This window comes from Burkholderia sp. B10 (assembly GCF_004368385.1).
In the GTDB taxonomy this organism is placed as follows: domain Bacteria; phylum Pseudomonadota; class Gammaproteobacteria; order Burkholderiales; family Burkholderiaceae; genus Burkholderia; species Burkholderia vietnamiensis.
Window position 1 is genome coordinate 62,886 of record NZ_PQMX01000026.1, and the last position, 19,150, is coordinate 82,035.

A 19,150-nucleotide genomic window follows, 5' to 3' on the forward strand; every position below is an offset into this window, starting at 1 on the left:
GGGCCGTGCGTTGCCGCGGTCGTTCACAGCAGGCGCGTCACGCGCCGCTCAATCGAGGGATTTGCCGGCCTTCTCGTCCATGCAGCGGATCGCGAGCAGCGTCAGCGTGCCGCATCCGATCGCATACCACGCGGGCGCGTTCGGATTGCCGGTCGCCGCGATCAGCCACGTGACGAAGAACTGCGCGAAGCCGCCGAAGATCGCGACGCCCACGCTGTACACCAGCGCGCCGCCGGTCGCGCGCACCGCACGCGGAAACAGCTCGCCGAGCATCGCGCCGGTCGCGCCGATGTTGATCGCGTGCACGATCGACAGCGCGGCGATGATCGACAGCAGCGACGCGGCGCCCGGCCAGCGATTCAACGCGATGAACGCCGGATAGATCGCGACCATCAGCGCGATGCGCGTCCACCAGACGATCCGGTTGCGCCCGTAGACGTCCGACAGATAGCCGCCGATCGGCGTGACCAGCATCAGGATCGCGCCGGCGACGCAACCGGCCGTCATCGACAGCCACGTCGGCAGGTGCAGCACCTGCACGCCGTAGATCGCCATGTAGAACACGATGATGTAGTGGATCGACGTGCCGCCGATCGTCACGCCGAGCCCCGCGAACACGGCCTTGCCGTGATGACGCAGCACGTCGGCGAGCGGCAGCGATGCGACCGCGGGTTGCGCGGCGTGCGTTGCAGGCGCGGCGGCCGGCACTTCGTCGACGGTGCGGCGCAGCCAGTAGCCGAGCGGCACGAACAGCGTGCCGATGACGAACGGCACGCGCCAGCCCCAGCTTTCGAGCTGCGCGGCAGTGAGCGTCGAGGTCAGCGCGACGCCGGTGAGCGCACCGGCCAGCGCGGCGAGCCCCTGGCTCGAGAACTGGAACGACGCGTAGTAGCCGCGGCGATGCTGCGGCGCTTGTTCGAGCAGCAGCGTCGTCGACGCGCCGACTTCGCCGCCCGATGCGAACCCTTGCAGCAGGCGCGCGAGCACCAGCAACAGCGGCGCGGCGATGCCGATCTGCGCGAAGGTCGGCGCGACCGCGATCGTCGCGGTGCCGAGCGCCATCAGCAGCAGCGTGACGATCATCGCGTTCTTGCGGCCGGCGCGATCGGCGTACATGCCGATCACGAGGCCGCCGAGCGGCCGCGTGACGAAGCCGACACCGAAGCTCGCGACGGCCAGCATCAATTGCCCGAACGACGAATGCACCGGAAAGAACAGCTTGCCGATCAGGATCGCGAAGAAGCTGTAGACCGTGAAGTCGTAGAACTCCAGCGCATTGCCGACGGCGGCGGCCGCGATCAGGCGGCGCTTGTGCGCGGCGGCGCGCGCATCGGCCGGCGAGCCGGCGAGCGGAAGGGCGGACGTTTCCATGTGGTTCCCCTGCTGAGGCGCAGACTTGCGTGATGAAGGCCGTCAGGCCGCGAGCCGGCGTTCGGCCGCGCGCACCCGCTCGCTCGTGGCGATCGCGACGATATCGTCATAGAAATCATGGCCGCGGTCGTGCGCCATGCAGCCGCCGAATGCAGCGCTCGCGAGCGTCTTCTCGAATGCGGGGTGCGGGTGAGCGTGGATGCGGCGACGCGCGTCGACCGGCTCGGCGGCGATCGCGGCGATGCCCGGAATGACGGGGTTCACGGCTTGCAGCATGGACTCTCCTGGCGGCGCGGTGGGATGCTCGATACGCATATGACGAGCAAGCATATAAATTTCTTTCGCGCACCAGAAGCTGCTAAATTGCTTTGGTGCTCACCACCGGTTGCCGCCCGGGAATACCCCGAGCCGGCCTGCGTCGCGGGGCGCGGGCTTCCCCGATTCACGCGTGTCCCCATGAAATACCATCAACTCAAAGCATTCGTCACCGTTGCGGACGAAGGGAGCATCCGCGCGGCCGCGCGGCGCCTGAACGTGTCGCCGGCAGCGCTGACGAAGGCGGTCAAGGAGCTGGAAATCGCGCTCGGCGTGTCGCTCGTCGTGCGTACCGCGCGCGGCGTGCAGCTGACCGCGTTCGGTCAGCAACTGCAGGTGCGCGCACGGCTGATCGTCGCCGAGATGCAGCGGGCGCGCGACGACATCGAGCAGGCGCAGGGCGCGATGACCGGCTCGGTCGCCGCGGCGATCACGCCGGCCGCCGCGGTGACGATCCTGCCCGATGCGTTCCGCGCGTTTCGGCGGCGCTTTCCGGTCGCGCGCGTCAACCTGATCGAAGGCTTTCCGGGCGTCGCGCTGCCGCGGCTGCACGACGGCTCGCTCGATTTCGCGGTGGCCGTCGTCGTGCCCGAACTGCTCGCGGCGGAATTCGATCACGCGGAGCTCTACGCGAGCCGCTCGCTGATCGTCGCGCGCAAAGAGCATCCGCTCGCGTCGGCCACGTCGCTCGCCGAGCTCGTCGATGCCGACTGGTTGATGAATCCGTCGCCGGAAAGCTCGACCCAGGTGCTGTTCAATTCGTTCGTCGCGTATGGGTTGCCGCTGCCGCAGCGGATCGTCGAATGTCCGAGCTTCGGGCTCGCGCACAGCCTGATGACCGGCTGCGATCTGCTCGCGTCGATGCCCGAGCAATTGCTGCAAGGCGAATGGGCGCGCGACCGGCTCACGGTGCTGCCGATTCGCGAGCGGCTGCCCGCCGTGTCGGTTCAGGTCGTCACGCGCCGCGACAGTCCGCTCACGCCGGCCGCCGCGATGCTGCTCGATTGCCTGCGCGATTCCGCGCGTCGCAAGGGGCTGCGATGAACCGCATGGCACGTCGCGCACGACGGACTGGAGGGAAATCCGGATGATCCGGTACGGCGGCCGATCGACCGCCGCCTGCGAGCCGGTATCATAGCGGCCGGCCTGCCGCCCCGGCCGGCTTTCGACAACACGCCAACCGGCATCCAGCAATCAGAGGCATCACATGACCAGTGCAACCCAATTCGACAACGTATCGGTCGTCAAGCGCGCGAACGTCTATTTCGACGGCAAGTGCGTGTCGCATACCGTGCTCTTCCCGGACGGCACGCGCAAGACGCTCGGCGTGATCCTGCCGTGCGCGCTCAACTTCGGCACGGACGCGCCCGAATTGATGGAAGTGCAGGCCGGCAAGTGCCGCGTGAAGCTCGCGGGCAGCAGCGAATGGCAAACCTACGGCGCCGGCGAATCGTTCTCGGTGCCCGGCAACAGTCGCTTCGACATCGAGGTGCTCGACACGCTCGACTACGTCTGCAGCTACCTGTAAGCGCGAATGCAGGCGCGCCGGCCACGATGCCCGGGTGCGCGCGGCCGGCGCGCAAAAATGACAAGCCCCGCAGAAGCGGGGCTTGTCGCATCGGGACGGCGCAAGGCCGTCCGACTCGCCGTTACAGACAGGCGTTGATGTCGCCGGCCGATGCCGCGTCGCCGCGCATGCCGACCCACGTCTTGGCGCCCGGTTGCCGCGCCGGGCGCACCATCGCGGCGGCGCCGTTCGGCGGCTGCTGGCCCGGTGCGTATACGTCGGTCGCGAGGCCATTGGCCAGCACGTTCTGCGAAATCACCTGTTGCTGCGACTTGTCGGCCCAGGTCTTCGCGATGCACGCAGACACGTCCTGCGCGGGCTTCTGGCTTTGTCCCACGTTCTGCATGGCCGGATCGGCCGCATGTGCAGAAATTGCCACGGTCAGTGCGATGAACGGTAAATATTTCAGATTCACGTTGTATCTCCCTCGAGTCGTGATTGATTGAGTGGGATGCGCAGCAGAACTGCGTGCTTGTGAGATTGCGTCCGACATATGCGGTTCCGGCGATTGCGCAACAAGTTGTTAACGCGCTTGCCAAACTGCAATCCGCACGTTCGCGGTGTCGCTGCATGCGCAACGATGCGCTGCGTGGTCCGCTCGCTGCCCCGAGGGTGTGGTGGTGTGATACGGCGGCGCGCTGCATGTGCCTGCAAGTCGCGCCGCGTCTTTATTGAATGACGAGTGGAATGGCTGAATGGTGGCCCCGTCGCATGAGCATCATGATGACAAAATTTCGTCTGACGAATTGTTAACGAAGTTTAAACGCGACGATGTTCGGGGCGCGGGACGGCGGGGCAGTGCGCACGCCGCGGCGCTCAGCCGGCGTTGCGTGCGCGGGCGTTGCGCAGGTTGACCGGTACGACGGGACGGAACCGCTCGCGCTTGTGCTCGTCGTCGAAGTGCTGGAGCGCGGGTTTGATCAGGTCGCTGCGCGACACGATGCCGACGATGCGCAGCGACTGCGGATCGTCGACGACCGGCAGCCGTTCGAGCCCGAGCATCGCGAGCCTCGACGCGACCACGCGGCACGTCTCGTGCGCCTGCGCGACCGCCGGCGCACGCTCGGCGAATACGCTGGCGAGCGTGGCGCCGGGGCCGGCTTGCGCGCGATGCGCGTCGAGCGTTGCACGATCGACGACGCCGAGCAGACGGCCGTTCTGCACGACGGGGTACGCGCGATGCGTCTGCTTCGCGCCGAAGTACTGCGCGTCGACGGCGTCGAGCGTCGTGGCGCCGTCGACCGCGACGAGCGCCTCGGCCGGCGTCATCACTTCGGCCACGTCGTGCCGCTCGAGCGGATCGACGCCGTATTCGCGATAGATGTGATAACCGCGGCGCGCGATCTTCTCCGTCATGATCGAGCGCTTCATCACGACGGTCGCGAAGCCGTGCGCGACGAGCGTTGCCGCGAGCAGCGGCAGCAGCGCGTTCGCGTCGTGCGTGAGGCCGAACGCGAACACGATCGCCGTCAACGGCGCGCCGAGCGTGGCGCCGAGCGTGGCGGCCATGCACACCAGCGGCCACAGCGCCGGATCGCCGCCGGGCAACACCGGCGACAACACGGTGCCGAGCCCCGCGCCGAGCATCAGCAGCGGCGCGAGCACGCCGCCCGAGGTGCCGGAGCCGAGCGCGATCACCCACATCACGGCCTTCACGATCAACAGCGCGAGTGCGATCTTCAGCGCGATGTGCTGGTGCAGCAGATCGCCGATCACGTCGTAGCCGACGCCGAGCGCGCGCGGCTCGAGCCAGCCGCCGATGCCGATCACCACCGCGCCCAGCGCCGGCCACCACATCCAGTGGACCGGCAGTTTCGCGAAGCCGTCTTCGACGCGGTACAGCGCAGCGGACAGCCCGCACGCGAGCATCCCCGACAGCAAGCCGGCGGCGATGCACGACAGCAGCGCGACGGGCGTCGGCGACGCGGTGGTCAGCGCAAACAGCGGCTCGACGCCGAAGAACAGGGCGCGCGCGAAGCCGGCCACGGCGCACGCGAGCGCGACCGGCAGGAAACTGCGCGGGCGCCATTCGAACAGCAGCAGCTCGACCGCGAGCAGCACGGCCGCGACCGGCGTGCCGAACACGGCGGTCATGCCGGCCGCCGCGCCGGCCACGAGCAGCGTCTTGCGCTCGGCGGCCGTCACGTGCACGCATTGCGCGATCAGCGAGCCGAGCGCACCGCCCGTCATGATGATCGGGCCTTCGGCGCCGAACGGACCGCCGCTGCCGATCACGACGCCCGACGACAGCGGCTTGAGCACCGCCACCTTCGGCGACATGCGGCTCTTGCCGAACAGGATCGCCTCGATCGCCTCCGGAATGCCGTGGCCGCGGATCTTCTCGGAGCCGAAGCGCGCCATCAACCCGACGATCAGCCCGCCGATCACCGGCACCACGATCACCCACGCGCCGAGCGTGTTGGCGGCCGGCGAACGATCCGCAAACGAAAACTGCTGGAAGAAGAACAGGTTCGTGAACAGATGGATCAGGCTCAACAGCACGAATGCGGCCAGCGTGCTGAGCAGGCCGATCACGGCTGCCAGCAGCGCGATCCTGGGCAGGCGCTCGTTGGTCGAGAAATCGCGTTTGTGCGGTGCGTTCATCGGAGTCGGAAGGGTGATAATAGGTGGTTCAGAAATCGATCTGCGGGACCTGGAACGTGCCCTTGAGCGATTTGAGCTCGGCACGATGCATCGCCGCGAGGCGCGCGAGCAGCGTCTCGCCCGCTTCTTCGAGGTGTACCTCGACCTGGCGGCGGTCGGCTTCGCTCGTCTTGCGCCGCACGAGCCCCAGCGCCTCGCACCGCGTCACCAGCGCGACGACGCCGTGATGCTGCGCCTGCAGGCGCTCCGCGAGTTCGCCGATGGTCGCCCATTCGCGATGCGGATAGCCCTTGATGTGCAGCAGCAGCAGGTATTGCAGCGGCGTCACGCCTTCGCTTTGGGCGGCGCGTTCGGAGAAGCGTTCGAAGCGGCGCATCTGGTAGCGGAACTCGGACAGTTGCTGGAAATCGCTTTTGGTCAGGGCGCGTCGGGTATCGGTCATCGCAGTCGGTGTGCAGGCAGTTTCGATAGCGCAAAATATATCACAACATGATACAATAGGCCGTTTTTCTGCGAAATGGCTGTATTTTCATCGTCGGTGGCGGTTACACGATTACGCGGCTTCTCGCATGCGGGTTTGCTGGTACAGGCCCGTGACGAGGTCCGTCTGCGTAATGATCCCGACCAGCCGGCGCGACGCGTCGACGACCGGAATGTGGTGATGGCCCGAATGCGTGAACAGCGGCACCAGCGCGGTGATCGGCATGGTCTGCGGCACGCATGCGACGTCGCGCGTCATCACCGACGCGACGCTCGCCGGCTGGCCGCCGAACGATTGCGGCAGCCGCGCGGACAGCCGCTGCCACAGCGGCGGCGGGCGGCGCCACGGGCGCGTGAGGTCGGCGCGCGTGACGATGCCGATCAATCGGGCCTCGCCGTCGACCACCGGCAGCGCTTTCACGCGATGGCGATCGAGCAGTGTCAGCGCGGCGGTCACCGACGTGGACGGCGAGACTTCGATTGCGTGCTTCGTCATCAGGTCCGCGCAGCGCAGCTCGCCGAACGTGCGCGTATACGCCTGCATTTCGGTTTCGCGCAGCAGCGTTTCGAGGTCGTCCGGATCGACGTCGAGCCATTCGCCGCGGCGCTTCAGCACTGCATCGAGATCGGCGCGCGTGAAGCCGCCGCGCGGCGCGGCGCCACCGGCTTGCGATTGCGCGTCGGGGCGCACGCCGCCGTGCGGGTAGCGATGGCCGGTGAGCGCGTGATAGACGAGCGCCGCCGACAGCAGAATGGCCGATTGCAGCGCGATGGGCACGACCACGAAGCCGAAGCCGAGCGCGTGGATAGCCGGGCCGCCGAGCACGGCCGTCAGCGCGACCGCGCCGGACGGCGGATGCACGCAGCGCAGCGCGAACATGCCGCCGATCGCCAGCGCGACGGCGACCGCGGCCGCCGTGATCGGATCGGTGATCCACTGCGCGCAGGCGACGCCGACCGTCGCCGCGACGAGATTGCCGCCGACGATCGACCACGGCTGCGCAAGCGGGCTGGCAGGCACGGCGAACAGCAGCACGGCCGACGCGCCCATCGGCGCGACCAGCAGCGGCACGAGCCCCGGTACGCCGGGCAGCAGCCGCATCGTCACGCCGACCGTCGCGATGCCGACGAGCGCGCCCGTGCACGAACGCATGCGCTCGCGCCAACCGAGCGTCATCGGATGGGGAATGAAGCTGTGCAGCCATTGGCGCAGCGTGCGGCGCGGCGACGGAGTGGGGCCAGACGACATGGACGTATACAAAAAAGAGGCGGCGCTGATCCAGCGCAAGGAAGCCGCAGATTATATCGCGTTGTGATACAAAATGTGCCGCTGCGTCAACGCGTTGCGGGTGCGGGACGTACGGAGTGCGCGGCAAACATTTCATCTGATGAAAGATTCGCACGACGCAATTGCACAAAATTCGTGTGCGGCGGCGTACAATTCAGGCCACCGAATTCCCCGATATGCCACAAGCACGCACGCGATGACCGCTCTCCCGCCCGTACCCCGGCATGGCGATCGCGTGCGCTTGGTCTGCGCGCCCGAGTCGAACCCCGCCTGACGCGAGCGCTGCCGACGTTTCCTCACCGACACTCCCAAAGCCAATTCAATGGACATGCTCGAAAACATGCGCCTGTTCGTGCGCGTCGTCGAAGCCGGCAGTTTCACCGCGGTCGCGAAAGAAATCGATGCGACCACCGCGCAGGTGTCGCGCGCGGTTTCGAACCTCGAAGCGCACGTGCAGACGCGTCTGCTGCATCGCACGACGCGCCATCTCGGCCTCACCGAAAGCGGCGAGCGCTACTTCGAGCGTGCGAAGTCGATCCTGGCCGAGTTCGACTATGCGAATGCCGAAGCGCGCAACGCGCTGCTGCGGCCGAGCGGCAAGATGCGCATTCACGCGATGACGGGGCTCGGGCAGAGTCACGTCGTGTCGTCGATCGTGCGCTATCAGGAGGACAACCCGGACGTGTCGGTCGAGCTGACGCTCGCGCAGAGGATGCCGAACCTCGTCGAGGAAGGCTACGACGTGTCGATCGTGACGGCGTCGCAGCTGCCCGACTCCGGCTACGTCGCGCAAACCTGCGGCACCAGCTGCAGCGTGCTGGTCGCGTCGCGCGAGTATCTGGCGCGTCACGGCACGCCGCAGACGCCCGACGACCTGCCGAACCACGTCTGCCTGCGCCTCGATACGCCCGCGTCGCCGGCGAGCGAGTGGCGGCTCGAGCGCAGCGACGGCGAGGAGACGGTCTACGAGCTGCAGCCCGCGCCGTTCCAGGTCAACGTGCCGGACGCGCTGTGCGTGGCCGTGCGCGCGTCGCGCGGGATCGCCTGCGTGGCGCTGTACACGGTGCTCGACGACATTCGGGAAGGGCGGCTGATCCGCGTGCTGCCGGAATACCGGCTGCAGACGGTGAGCGTCTACGCGGTGTATGCGACACGCCGCTATCTCGACGCGAAGATCCGCACGTTCCTCGACCATCTGCGCACGACGCTCACGCCGGCGCTGGAGAACGACCTGCGCGAACTCGACCGGCTCACGCTCGCGCAGATGCCGGCTGCTCGTCAGAGCGCGTGACGCTCGCCGTGCGGGCACGCCGGGCGGCGCTGCCTGCACTTTCCGCGCTTCACGCGGCGTGACGCCAATCCGCTCGAAGCTGCCGCACGCCGCGCATCGCGTCCGCTGCGGATGGGAATCGAATCGATATCGGTCTAACATCGATGTGCTATCGATCGATTCAGGACGCGAATGATTGAACTGAACCAGCTTCGCTGCTTCGTCGCGGTGGCCGAGGAGCTGCATTTCGGCCGCGCGGCCCGGCGGCTCTTCATCACGCAACCGCCGCTCAGCCGGCAGATCCAGCTGCTCGAACACGCGCTGGGCATCGCGCTGCTCGAGCGCAGCAGCCGGCAGGTGAGGCTCACGGCAGCCGGCGAGCGCTTTCTGCGCGACGCCCGCCACATCCTCGAATTTTCCGCGCGGGCCGAACAGGCCGCGCAGCGCGTCGCGCACGGCCGTGAGGGGCGGATCACGCTCGGCTTCACGGCCGTCAGTGCATACCGGATGATTCCGGCGCTGCTCGCACACGCCGCCCACGCGCTACCGGACGTCGATGTCGAGCTGCGCGAAATGGTGTCGACCGTGCAGATCGACGCGCTCGCGTCGCGCATGCTCGATGCGGGTTTCGTGCGCCAGCGCGCCGCGCGTCATCCGCTCGAATACCGGCTCGTGCAGCGCGAGCCGATGCTCGTCGCGGTGGCGCAGGGCTCGCCGCTGGCCGCGCATGAGCGGATCGGCCCGGACGAACTCGACCGCCAGCCGTTCATCGCCTACTCGCCGAACGAAGGGAAGTACTTCCACGACATGATTTCGGGGATGTTCGCCGGTGCCGGACGCCTGCCGAACTACCTGCATTACGTCGGGCAGACGCACACGATACTCGGCCTGGTGCGCGCCGGGCTCGGCGCGGCGCTCGTGCCGGCGTCGGCGCGCGAGCTGCACGTCGACGGGGTCGTGTTCCGGCCGGTGGCCGGCGTCGACGTGGCGGCGGAGCTGTATCTCGCGTGGCGCGCGGACAACGACAATCCGGCGCTGCCGGTGTTCAACGCGATGGTCGGTCAGTTCCTGACCGAAGGCGCGGCCGACGGCGTCTAGCCCGGCGGGCTGAAGCGGCGAGCGCGCCGCGCGTTGCGGGCGCGGCGCAGCGCCGCCGTTGCGCCGGGCGGCCCGCCGCTCAGTGCGTGACCGACAGGAACAGGTACGCGGCGAACAGCGACAGATGCACGACGCCGTGCAGGACGGTCGTGCGTCCCTGGCTCAGCGTGAGCGTGCTGACGAGCAGCGTGAGCGCCAGCAGCACGGTTTCCATCGGGCCGATGCCGAGCGTGAGCGGATGTCCGACCCAGATGAACACGGCGGCGACGGTCGGAATCGTCAGCCCGATGCTGGCGAGCGCCGAGCCGAGCGCGAGGTTCATGCTGGTCTGGAGCCGGTTTGCCCGCGCGGCGGTGACGGCCGCGAGCCCTTCGGGCAACAGCACGAGCGCGGCGATCACGATGCCCACGGCGGCCTCCGGCGCGCCGAGCTTCATCACCGCGTGCTCGACGGCGGGCGACAGCAGCTTCGCGAGCAGCACCACGGCGACGAGGCTCGCGAACAGCAGCAGCATGCTGACCGCCGCGGTGCGCGCGCTGGGCGGCGTCGCGTGGATCGATTCGTTCGCACTGTCGTGACTGGCGAGAAAGTAGTCGCGATGGCGAACCGTCTGCACGAACACGAACACGCCGTACAGCACGAGCGACGACACGCCCGCGAACGCGAGCTGCGAATTCGAGAACTGCGGGCCGGGCGCCGCGTTCAGGTAGTTCGGCATCACGAGCGACAGTACCGACAGCGAGGCGAGCACCGCCAGCGCCTTGCTCGCGCCGCGGCCCTGGAAATCCTGCTCGCCGTGCTTCCACGCACCGACCAGCAGGCACAGCCCGACGATGCCGTTGCAGATGATCATCACGGCGGCGAACACGGTGTCGCGCGCGAGGCCCGACTTTTCCGGGCCGGCGCCGAGCATCACCGACACGATCAGCGCGACTTCGATGACGGTCACGGCGACCGCGAGCACGAGCGTGCCGAACGGTTCGCCGACGCGGTGCGCGACGACTTCGGCGTGATGGACCGCGGCGAACACGGCGCCGGCGAGCGCGGCCGCGAACACCGCGATGACGAGGCCTTCGGCCGGCACGGCGCGCGACAGCGCGAGGACGAGCCATGCGGCGAGCGGAGCCCAGAGGGTCCAGCGCGGCAGCTGATTGGACGAAATCGGCATGAACGGTTTCCTATGCGAGCGGCGGCGCGAGACGCGCCGTCACGGGTTGACGAAGCCCGGCCGGGTGATGCGCCGAACGATGACGATGAAGCTCGACGGATGACAGCACGAAGCCGTGCTGCGTCGGGTCTGCCGCAGCGGGGCGGCGAGGGGTGCGGGCGGGCCGAAGCCCGTCGCTGGATGAAGCGGGTTGATGCGACCGGGTACCGATGACGGGATGCGCGGGCCGACAGGCAGACCGGCCGACGACCGACCCGAACGCCGCCACGGCGACGAGAGGCGGCTGCGCGCGGTTCCCCAGGGATGCTGCAATTTGTCGGATTTTATCACACGTTGAAGGTCTACTGCGCGATTTTCCAGAGATTTAGTGAATTTTCGTTCGATAAAGCGTCCCGTTGCCGCATGATTCCTTTCCTGCAGTTTCCGTAAAGCGGCATTGCCCAACGAATTCGGGCTGGCCCCGACATAAATCTACCGACCGGTCGGTTTATAATCGCTCGCACTTCCACTTTCATGACGGATCGCAAGCGATGGCTGTTTCTTCTGCACATTCGGTGAACTCGGGCGCGCTGGCGCCATCGGCGCTCGTCGGCGTGATCGGCGCAGGTGCGATGGGCGCGGGCATCGCGCAGGTCGCGGCGGCGGCCGGTCATACCGTGCTGCTGTACGACCTCGACGAGGCCGCGTGCGACAAGGCGCTCGCCGGCATTCGTGCGCAGTTCGCGAGGCTTGCGGAGAAAGGCCGCCTCGAGCCGGCGCAGGCGGACGCAGCCGGCAGCCGCATCCGCGCCGTGCGCGCGCTGGCCGAGTTCGCCGGCGCCGCGCTGATCGTCGAGGCGGCGGCCGAGCGGCTCGACGTGAAGCGCGAGATCTTCGCGACGCTCGAACGCCATGTCGACGAGCGCTGCGTGCTCGCCACCAACACGTCGTCGATCTCGATCACGTCGATCGCAGCCGGCCTGCGCGCGCCGCAGCGCGTGGCCGGCCTGCACTTCTTCAATCCGGCGCCGTTGATGGCGCTCGTCGAGGTGGTCAGCGGGCTCGCGACGGCCGCGGAGGTCGCACAGCTGCTGTACGACACGGCCGCCGCGTGGGGCAAGCGGCCGGTGATGGCGAAATCGACGCCGGGATTCATCGTGAACCGCGTCGCGCGCCCGTATTACGCGGAGGCGCTGCGCGTGCTGAACGAGCAGGGCGGCACGCCGGCGTCGATCGACGCCGTGATGCGCGACGCCGGCGGCTTCCGGATGGGGCCGTTCGAGCTGATGGACCTGATCGGTCACGACGTGAACTTCGCGGTGACCGAGTCGGTGTTCCGTGCGTACTTCAACGATCCGCGCTACACGCCGTCGTTGATTCAGCAGGAACTCGTGAACGCCGGCTTTCTCGGCCGCAAGTCGGGGCGCGGCTTCTACTCGTACGCGCCCGACGCGCCGCCGCCGGCGCCCGAGTTCGAAGCGCCTTGCGCCGCACCGGCCGACGTCGTGCTGTTCGAGCAGGAAGGCCCGGCTGTGGCGCTCCACGCGCGCTTTGCCGAGCGCATCGGCTCCGCACGCCGCGACGGCCCACACGCCGACGAGCTGATCGCGGTGGCCGGCCGCGCGTCGATCGCGCTGACCGACGGCCGTACCGCGACGCTGCGCGCCGCGCAAACCGGCGTGACCGATCTGGTGCTCGTCGATCTTGCACGCGACTACGCTCGGGCCGGCCTGGTCGCGCTCACGCGTGCGCTCCAGTGCAGCGACGCCGCTTACGCCGATGCGGTCGGCCTGTTCCAGCAGGCGGGGTTCCGCGTCGTGGGCGTCGGCGACGTGCCCGGCATGGTCGCGATGCGCACCGTCGCGATGCTCGCGAACGAGGCGGCCGACACCGTCAATCAGGGCGTGTGCTCGCCCGCCGATCTCGATCTCGCCATGGAAAAGGGCGTGAACTACCCATGCGGCCCGCTCGCGTGGGCCGATGCGATCGGCATCGGCCGCGTGCATCGCGTGCTGTCCCATCTCGCGGCGAGCTACGGCGAGGACCGCTATCGCGTGTCGCCGCGCATCGCCGCGCTGCACGCGGCCGGCCGCACGTTCCGTTAGCCGCCGCCCGCATCCCCTCGATCACGACAACGACATCACTCCACTGGAGGAGCACCCCATGACTCACCCGACGCATCCCGCCGCCGCGCTCGAGCCGATCGAGACCGCCAGCCGCGACGAACTCCAGGCGCTGCAGCTCGAGCGCCTCAAGTGGTCGCTGCGCCACGCGTACGACAACGTTGCACACTATCGCCGGACGTTCGACGCGGCGGGCGTGCACCCGGACGACCTGCACACGCTCGCCGATCTCGCGAAGTTCCCGTTCACGACCAAGAACGACCTGCGCGACAACTACCCGTTCGGCCTGTTCGCGGTGCCGCGCGAGCAGGTCGTGCGCGTGCATGCGTCGAGCGGCACGACCGGCAAGCCGACCGTGGTCGGCTACACCGCGCGCGACATCGACACGTGGGCGAACGTGACGGCGCGCTCGATCCGCGCGGCCGGCGGCCGGCCGGGCGACACGCTGCACAACGCGTTCGGCTACGGGCTCTTCACCGGCGGCCTCGGCATTCACTACGGCGCGGAGCGGCTCGGCTGCATGGTCGTGCCGATGTCGGGCGGGCAGACCGAGAAGCAGGTGCAGCTGATCCGCGATTTCGAGCCGAAGATCATCCTCGTCACGCCGTCGTACATGCTGAACCTGATAGACGAGATGGTGCGGCAGGGGATGGACCCGGCCGACTCGTCGCTGCAGATCGGCATCTTCGGCGCGGAGCCGTGGACGCAGGCGCTGCGCGACGAAGTCGAGACGCGCGCGGGCATCGACGCGCTCGACATCTACGGGCTGTCGGAGGTGATGGGGCCGGGCGTCGCGTGCGAATGCGTCGAGACGAAGGACGGCCCGGTGATCTGGGAGGACCATTTCTATCCGGAGATCATCGATCCGGTCACCGGCGAAGTGCTGCCGGACGGCAGCGCGGGCGAGCTCGTGTTCACGTCGCTGACGAAGGAGGCGATGCCGGTGATCCGCTACCGCACGCGCGACCTCACGGCGCTGCTGCCGCCCACCGCGCGCGCGATGCGCCGGCTCGCGAAGATCACCGGCCGCTCCGACGACATGCTGATCGTGCGGGGCGTCAACGTGTTCCCGAGCCAGATCGAGGAGATCGTCGTCGCGCAGGCCCAGCTGTCCGGACAATTCCAGGTCACGCTGTCGCGCGACGGTCACATGGACCGGCTCGAGCTGGCGGTCGAGCTGCGCTCCGAAGCCGCGGCCGGCATGACCGACGGCGATCGCGCGGCGATCGCGCGCGAGCTGCAGCACCGGATCAAGACGATGATCGGCGTATCGGCCGGCGTGACCGTGCTCGCGGCGGGCGGGATTCCGACGACGGCGACCGGCAAGGCGCGGCGCGTGATCGACCGCCGTCAGGCGGCGTGAATCCGACCGTCACCCGTTCTACCCCAAGGAAACCCGTTCGATGGATGGATTGAAGACTTTGGCCGTCGCGGTCGACGCGCGCGGCATTGCGACCGTCGCGCTGCGGCGCGGCGACGTGCTCAACGCGTTCGACGAGACGATGATCGCCGAACTGACCGACGCCTACACGACGCTCGGCGCGCGCGACGACGTGCGCGCGATCGTGCTGCGTGCCGACGGCCGCGCGTTCTGCGCCGGCGCGGACCTGCAGTGGATGCAGCGCGCGAGCGCGAACGATGCGGCCGCGAACCTGCGCGACGCCGAGCGCTTCGCGGCGATGATGCGTGCGATCCGGCACTGCGCGAAGCCGACCGTCGCGCGCGTGCAGGGCCACGCGTTCGGCGGCGGCGTGGGCCTGTGCGCGGCCTGCGACATCGTGATCGCGAGCGATCAGGCGCGCTTCTCGGTGAGCGAGGCGCGCTTCGGTATCCTGCCGGCGGTGATCGGCCCGTATCTGGTCGAGGCGGTCGGCCAGCGCCAGGCGCGCCGGCTCGCGCTGACCGCGACGCAGCTCGGCGCGAGCGAAGCCGTCGCGATCGGCCTGATCCATCAGGCCGTGCCGCTCGATACGCTCGATGCGACGCTCGAGCGCACGCTCGCCGAGCTGAGCCGCAACGGGCCGAACGCGCTGATGGAGATCAAGCGCTTTTTCGATGCGATCGGCGAATACCCGCCGTCGGCCGAGCGCGCGGCATTCACCGCGCAGACGATCTCGCGCGTGCGCGCGACGGCCGAAGCGAAGGAGGGGTTCGCCGCGTTCTTTGCGAAGCGGCCGCCGGCGTGGGAGCCGGGCGTCGAATAAGGCGGCGCGGGCCGGCTGCGGCGCCGCACGATTTGCGGCGCGCGCGCGGGCGCTTGCTCTACAATGCGTGACCCCCGGCACGCCGCCGGCCCAGCCCTGTCCGTTGATTTCCCCGATGATCGTCAACCGTCTTGTTTCCGAGATCCTGTTCGGCTTCACCGGCCTGATCGGCATCATCAATCCGATCGGCATCGCCTTCCTGTTCCTCGAGCGTACCGAGGCGCTGACCGAACACGAGCGCAACCTGCTCGCGCAGAAGGTGGCGTTCAACGCGTTCATCGTGCTGCTGGTCGCGTTCTTCGCCGGCACGCCGGTGCTGCATTTCTTCGGGATCTCGATGGAAGCGCTGCGCATCGGGGGCGGCTTCGCGGTCGCCGTCGCCGGCTGGCAGATGCTCAACGAGCCGGACGGCCCGGCCGGCGGCGGCGACACGCCGATCAAGCCGATCGATGCGAGCGCAATCATGACGCGCGCATTCTTCCCGCTCACCGTGCCGCTGACCGTCGGTCCCGGTTCGATCGCCACCGCGATCGCGCTGAACGCAAACCGCACGCACAAGCTGTCTGAATTCATGCTGTCGAGCATCGTGTCGATCACGGTGTCCGTGCTGGTTGCGGTCGTGATCTGGCTGACCTACAGCCGCGCCGCGCTGCTCGCGCGCTATCTCGGCACCGAAGGCACCAAGGTCGCGAAGCGCGTGTCGGCGTTTCTGCTGCTGTGCATCGGCGTGCAGATCATGCTGACCGGCTTCTCCGAGTTCCTCCAGCCGCTCGCCGACCAGATCAAGTAAGCCGCTTCGTCGTGGGCCGCATCGGCCGGCGCGGCGTCGGCCCCGCGTGGTGCGGCGGCGCCGGCGCGTTCGCGCGCGACGGGATACCATCCAGCGTCCGGCCGGCGCGCGATGCGCGTGCGGCCGCCATTCCACTTCAACGACGAGGCGTGCGATGCAATACGTGAAATTCGGATCGACCGGGCTGGACGTGTCGAAGCTGGTGCTGGGCTGCATGACGTTCGGCGAGCCGTCGCGCGGCACGCATCCGTGGACGCTGCCGGAGGCGGACAGCCGCCCGATCATCCGGCGCGCGATCGAGGCCGGCATCAACTTCTTCGATACCGCGAACATGTATTCGGACGGCACGTCGGAGGAGATCGTCGGCCGCGCGCTGCGCGACTTCGCGAAGCGCGACGACGTCGTGATCGCGACCAAGGTGTTCTACCGGATGCGGCCGGGGCCGAACGGCGCGGGCCTGTCGCGCAAGGCGATCATGACCGACATCGACCAGAGCCTGAAGCGGCTCGGCACCGACTACGTCGACCTGTACCAGATCCATCGCTGGGACGACGCCACGCCGATCGAGGAGACACTCGAGGCGCTGCACGACGTCGTGAAGGCGGGCAAGGCGCGCTACATCGGCGCGTCGTCGATGTACGCGTGGCAGTTCGCGAAGGCGCTGTACACGTCGAAGCAGCATGGCTGGACGCGCTTCGTCAGCATGCAGAATCACCTGAACCTGCTGTATCGCGAGGAGGAGCGGGAAATGCTGCCGCTGTGCGAGGCCGAAGGCATCGCGGTGATCCCGTGGAGCCCGCTCGCGCGCGGCCGCCTGACGCGCGACTGGAGCGAGACGTCCGGCCGGCAGCAGAGCGACGCGGTTGGCCAGCGGCTCTATGACGCGACGGCCGACGCCGATCGCGCGGTGGTCGAAGCCGTCGCGGCGATCGCGGCCGCGCGCAACGTGCCGCGGGCGCAGGTCGCGCTTGCGTGGGTCGCGCACAAGCGCGGCGTGACCGCGCCGATCGTCGGGATCTCGAAGCCGCATCATCTCGACGATGCGCTCGGCGCGCTGCAACTGAAGCTGAAGGACGACGAGATCGCGGCGCTCGAAGGTCCGTACGTGCCGCACGCGGTGGCCGGCTTCAACTGAGCCGTCGCCTGAGCCGGAGTGGCGCGGCGCCGCCGCGCGGTTCGGCGTTCAGTGCGCGGCGGCGAGCATCGGGTAGGTGAACAGCCCGAAGTGAATCGCGTTCAGCCCGGCATGCGCGAGCGCGGCGGCGACGAGGCCGCCGCGTCGCCATGCAAGCCCGTAGCCGACGCCGGCGAGCGTGCCGAGCGCGATCCACGGCCAGCCGCCCGCCGCGTGCGCGGCGCCGAACAGCAGTGCGCCAACGGCCAGCGCGGCCCACGGCCCCCAGCGGAAGCGGCCGAGCGCGCGGGTCAGCCCGCCTTGCACGTAGCCGCGGAACAGCGCCTCTTCGGCGAGCGTCACGAGCAGCACGTTGTTGACCAGCCAGAGCCAGCCCGAGGCCGGCCATTTCGGCGCCCAGCCGACCATCCCGAACGCGAGCGCGCCGACGAGGCAAGCGGCTGCCGTACCGACGGCCGCCATCGCGCCGACGCGCAGCGCGCGCCGGAGGGGCACCTCGGGCGCCACCCACGGCAGCGTCCACAGCAGCCACAGGCCGACCAGCGGCTTGTCGAAATTCAGGTACATCGTGAACGGCACGGCATCCGGCGTGAAGCGCGTCGGCGCGATCACGCGCGGGTTGTGGAAGCCCGGTATCAGGTGCAGGCTCAGCGCGATCGCGAGCGCCGCGAACACGAGGTGCGCGGCGATCCGCACGGCGAGCGGCCGGCGCGGCGCGACACCCCACGCGGCGGCGGCCAGCAGCGCGAGGGGCGCGAGCGCGATCGGCGCCAGCTTGCCGAATGCGAGCGCGAGCGCATAACCGAACCCGGCGACGGCGACGCTGGTACCGTGCAGCGGGCGCAGCCAGGCGAGTGCGGCGGCCGTGAACAGCGCGAGCCAGATCGTGGCGAGCGGGAGCAGCGAGAGGGACATGGGGCGATGCAACGGGCGAACGGGACGCCGCGCATCATACCTCAGCGAAGTCGCGATGCTGCGCCGCAGCGTCGCGGCGCGAGCGCTCAGCGGCCCGCGGTTTCGGTGAGGCCGTCGCGGGTCGGGATGTCGACGCTGTTGCGCTCGCGGATGCGCCGCCGATACCAGAACGTCCACAGCAGCAGCGTGCCGAACACCGTGTAGCCCATGATCGGTGACACGACCAGCACGCGCTCGACGGGCCACGTCATCACCATCCATAGGCGCAGCAGCATCTCGAGCGTCATGCAGGTGCCCCACACGAACGTCATCAGCCGCAGCATGCGGCGCAGGTACGGCTGCTCGGCCCAGACCGTCTCGAAGCGCTCGGCGCCGCCGGCCATTTCGCGTGCGACGGTGGCACGGGCGAGGTAGAAGATCAGCGGCCGGTCGCGAAACAGCGACAACAGGAACACGACGCCGATCGAGCCGGACGCGAGCGATTCGCGCATCAGCAGCGTGCGCGCGTCGCCGCCGAGCGCCATGCCGATGAGCGACAGCGCGATGCCGAGCAGCACGATCGCGGCCACCGCATCGACGCGGCGGGAGCGGACGAATTCGACGACGGACCAGACGATCGGCGGAACCGCCGACGCGTAGAGAGCGCCGGTTTCCCCGAAATGTGGATGCGCGACCCGGTAGGCGACCCAGGGCAGCAGCAGATTGACGACGAGTTCGAGGAGCAGGCCGGCGCGTGGTTTCACGGGAGCGGGGCGCGGCGGGCGCGCGGCTGTGAAGGCGTTTCGAGTATATCGAAGTCGGACCCCGTGCGTGGGGTGTGGGGTGTTGGCGGCGGTGTGGGGC

Annotated in this window: 20 protein-coding genes; 10 read left to right on the top strand and 10 right to left on the bottom strand. The window is 68.9% G+C overall.

Annotated features, from left to right (window positions below; genetic code table 11):
- Positions 1-48: 48 nt before the first annotated feature.
- The gene (locus C3Y15_RS15465; RefSeq protein WP_011882356.1) at positions 49-1,371 is read right to left on the bottom strand and encodes an MFS transporter; all 1,323 of its coding nucleotides are present in this window, start codon (positions 1,369-1,371) and stop codon (positions 49-51) included.
- A gap of 42 nt (positions 1,372-1,413) precedes the next feature.
- The gene (locus tag C3Y15_RS15470; protein ID WP_011882355.1) at positions 1,414-1,647 is read right to left on the bottom strand and encodes a hypothetical protein; all 234 of its coding nucleotides are present in this window, start codon (positions 1,645-1,647) and stop codon (positions 1,414-1,416) included.
- Between the two features lie 180 nt (positions 1,648-1,827).
- Here C3Y15_RS15470 and C3Y15_RS15475 point away from each other — a divergent pair, with 180 nt between their 5' ends.
- The gene (locus tag C3Y15_RS15475; RefSeq protein WP_014724784.1) at positions 1,828-2,730 is read left to right on the top strand and encodes a LysR substrate-binding domain-containing protein; all 903 of its coding nucleotides are present in this window, start codon (positions 1,828-1,830) and stop codon (positions 2,728-2,730) included.
- Positions 2,731-2,893: 163 nt separating this feature from the next.
- The gene (locus C3Y15_RS15480) at positions 2,894-3,214 is read left to right on the top strand and encodes a pyrimidine/purine nucleoside phosphorylase (protein ID WP_011882353.1); all 321 of its coding nucleotides are present in this window, start codon (positions 2,894-2,896) and stop codon (positions 3,212-3,214) included.
- A 121-nt stretch (positions 3,215-3,335) separates the two neighbouring features.
- On the opposite strand, the gene C3Y15_RS15485 is transcribed toward C3Y15_RS15480, so the two are convergent.
- From C3Y15_RS15485 to C3Y15_RS15500, 4 genes are all read right to left on the bottom strand, one after another.
- A complete protein-coding gene (locus C3Y15_RS15485; RefSeq protein WP_174479779.1) occupies positions 3,336-3,668 on the bottom strand; it encodes a hypothetical protein in 333 nt (110 codons plus the stop codon).
- A gap of 401 nt (positions 3,669-4,069) precedes the next feature.
- Entirely contained in the window at positions 4,070-5,857 is a 1,788-nt protein-coding gene (locus C3Y15_RS15490; protein WP_060091254.1) for a chloride channel protein, read from the bottom strand.
- 28 nt (positions 5,858-5,885) lie between these two features.
- The gene (locus C3Y15_RS15495) at positions 5,886-6,299 is read right to left on the bottom strand and encodes a helix-turn-helix domain-containing protein (protein ID WP_011882350.1); all 414 of its coding nucleotides are present in this window, start codon (positions 6,297-6,299) and stop codon (positions 5,886-5,888) included.
- Between the two features lie 111 nt (positions 6,300-6,410).
- Complete coding sequence (locus tag C3Y15_RS15500) at positions 6,411-7,586, bottom strand: HPP family protein (protein WP_041494115.1); 1,176 nt, start codon at positions 7,584-7,586, stop codon at positions 6,411-6,413.
- On the opposite strand from C3Y15_RS15500, the gene C3Y15_RS32540 reads away from it, so the two are divergent.
- The 3 genes from C3Y15_RS32540 (at position 7,525) to C3Y15_RS15510 (ending at position 9,993) form a co-directional block, all read left to right on the top strand.
- Positions 7,525-7,653: a hypothetical protein gene (locus tag C3Y15_RS32540; protein WP_014724788.1), complete on the top strand. Its 129-nt coding sequence runs from the start codon at positions 7,525-7,527 to the stop codon at positions 7,651-7,653. The two genes, C3Y15_RS15500 and C3Y15_RS32540, sit on opposite strands and share 62 nt — an antisense overlap.
- A 294-nt stretch (positions 7,654-7,947) precedes the next feature.
- Entirely contained in the window at positions 7,948-8,916 is a 969-nt protein-coding gene (locus C3Y15_RS15505) for a LysR family transcriptional regulator (RefSeq protein ID WP_011882348.1), read from the top strand.
- Positions 8,917-9,087: 171 nt separating this feature from the next.
- Positions 9,088-9,993 carry a LysR substrate-binding domain-containing protein gene (locus C3Y15_RS15510; RefSeq protein WP_014724790.1) on the top strand — a complete coding sequence of 302 codons (906 nt, stop codon included), beginning with the start codon at positions 9,088-9,090 and terminating at the stop codon, positions 9,991-9,993.
- Between the two features lie 79 nt (positions 9,994-10,072).
- Here the strand turns inward: C3Y15_RS15510 and C3Y15_RS15515 are convergent, their stop codons facing one another.
- A complete protein-coding gene (locus C3Y15_RS15515; RefSeq protein WP_011882346.1) occupies positions 10,073-11,161 on the bottom strand; it encodes an ionic transporter y4hA in 1,089 nt (362 codons plus the stop codon).
- A gap of 39 nt (positions 11,162-11,200) precedes the next feature.
- Positions 11,201-11,605 (bottom strand): hypothetical protein, encoded by a 405-nt coding sequence (locus C3Y15_RS15520; RefSeq protein ID WP_124260076.1) that lies wholly within the window; start codon positions 11,603-11,605, stop codon positions 11,201-11,203.
- 86 nt (positions 11,606-11,691) lie between these two features.
- Here C3Y15_RS15520 and C3Y15_RS15525 point away from each other — a divergent pair, with 86 nt between their 5' ends.
- The 5 genes from C3Y15_RS15525 (at position 11,692) to C3Y15_RS15545 (ending at position 17,392) form a co-directional block, all read left to right on the top strand.
- A complete protein-coding gene (locus C3Y15_RS15525) occupies positions 11,692-13,245 on the top strand; it encodes a 3-hydroxyacyl-CoA dehydrogenase (RefSeq protein WP_059623076.1) in 1,554 nt (517 codons plus the stop codon).
- Between the two features lie 58 nt (positions 13,246-13,303).
- Entirely contained in the window at positions 13,304-14,626 is a 1,323-nt protein-coding gene (gene paaK / locus C3Y15_RS15530; protein WP_059560598.1) for a phenylacetate--CoA ligase PaaK, read from the top strand.
- 40 nt (positions 14,627-14,666) lie between these two features.
- Complete coding sequence (locus tag C3Y15_RS15535) at positions 14,667-15,467, top strand: enoyl-CoA hydratase-related protein (protein ID WP_069246474.1); 801 nt, start codon at positions 14,667-14,669, stop codon at positions 15,465-15,467.
- Positions 15,468-15,582: 115 nt separating this feature from the next.
- Complete coding sequence (locus C3Y15_RS15540) at positions 15,583-16,257, top strand: MarC family protein (RefSeq protein WP_011882342.1); 675 nt, start codon at positions 15,583-15,585, stop codon at positions 16,255-16,257.
- A 154-nt stretch (positions 16,258-16,411) separates the two neighbouring features.
- Complete coding sequence (locus C3Y15_RS15545; protein WP_059464082.1) at positions 16,412-17,392, top strand: aldo/keto reductase; 981 nt, start codon at positions 16,412-16,414, stop codon at positions 17,390-17,392.
- 48 nt (positions 17,393-17,440) lie between these two features.
- Here the strand turns inward: C3Y15_RS15545 and C3Y15_RS15550 are convergent, their stop codons facing one another.
- Positions 17,441-18,307, bottom strand: a complete 867-nt coding sequence (locus C3Y15_RS15550; protein ID WP_014724797.1) for a CPBP family intramembrane glutamic endopeptidase — start codon at positions 18,305-18,307, stop codon at positions 17,441-17,443.
- A gap of 86 nt (positions 18,308-18,393) precedes the next feature.
- Positions 18,394-19,050: a VC0807 family protein gene (locus C3Y15_RS15555; protein ID WP_011882339.1), complete on the bottom strand. Its 657-nt coding sequence runs from the start codon at positions 19,048-19,050 to the stop codon at positions 18,394-18,396.
- Between the last annotated feature and the right edge of the window lie 100 nt (positions 19,051-19,150).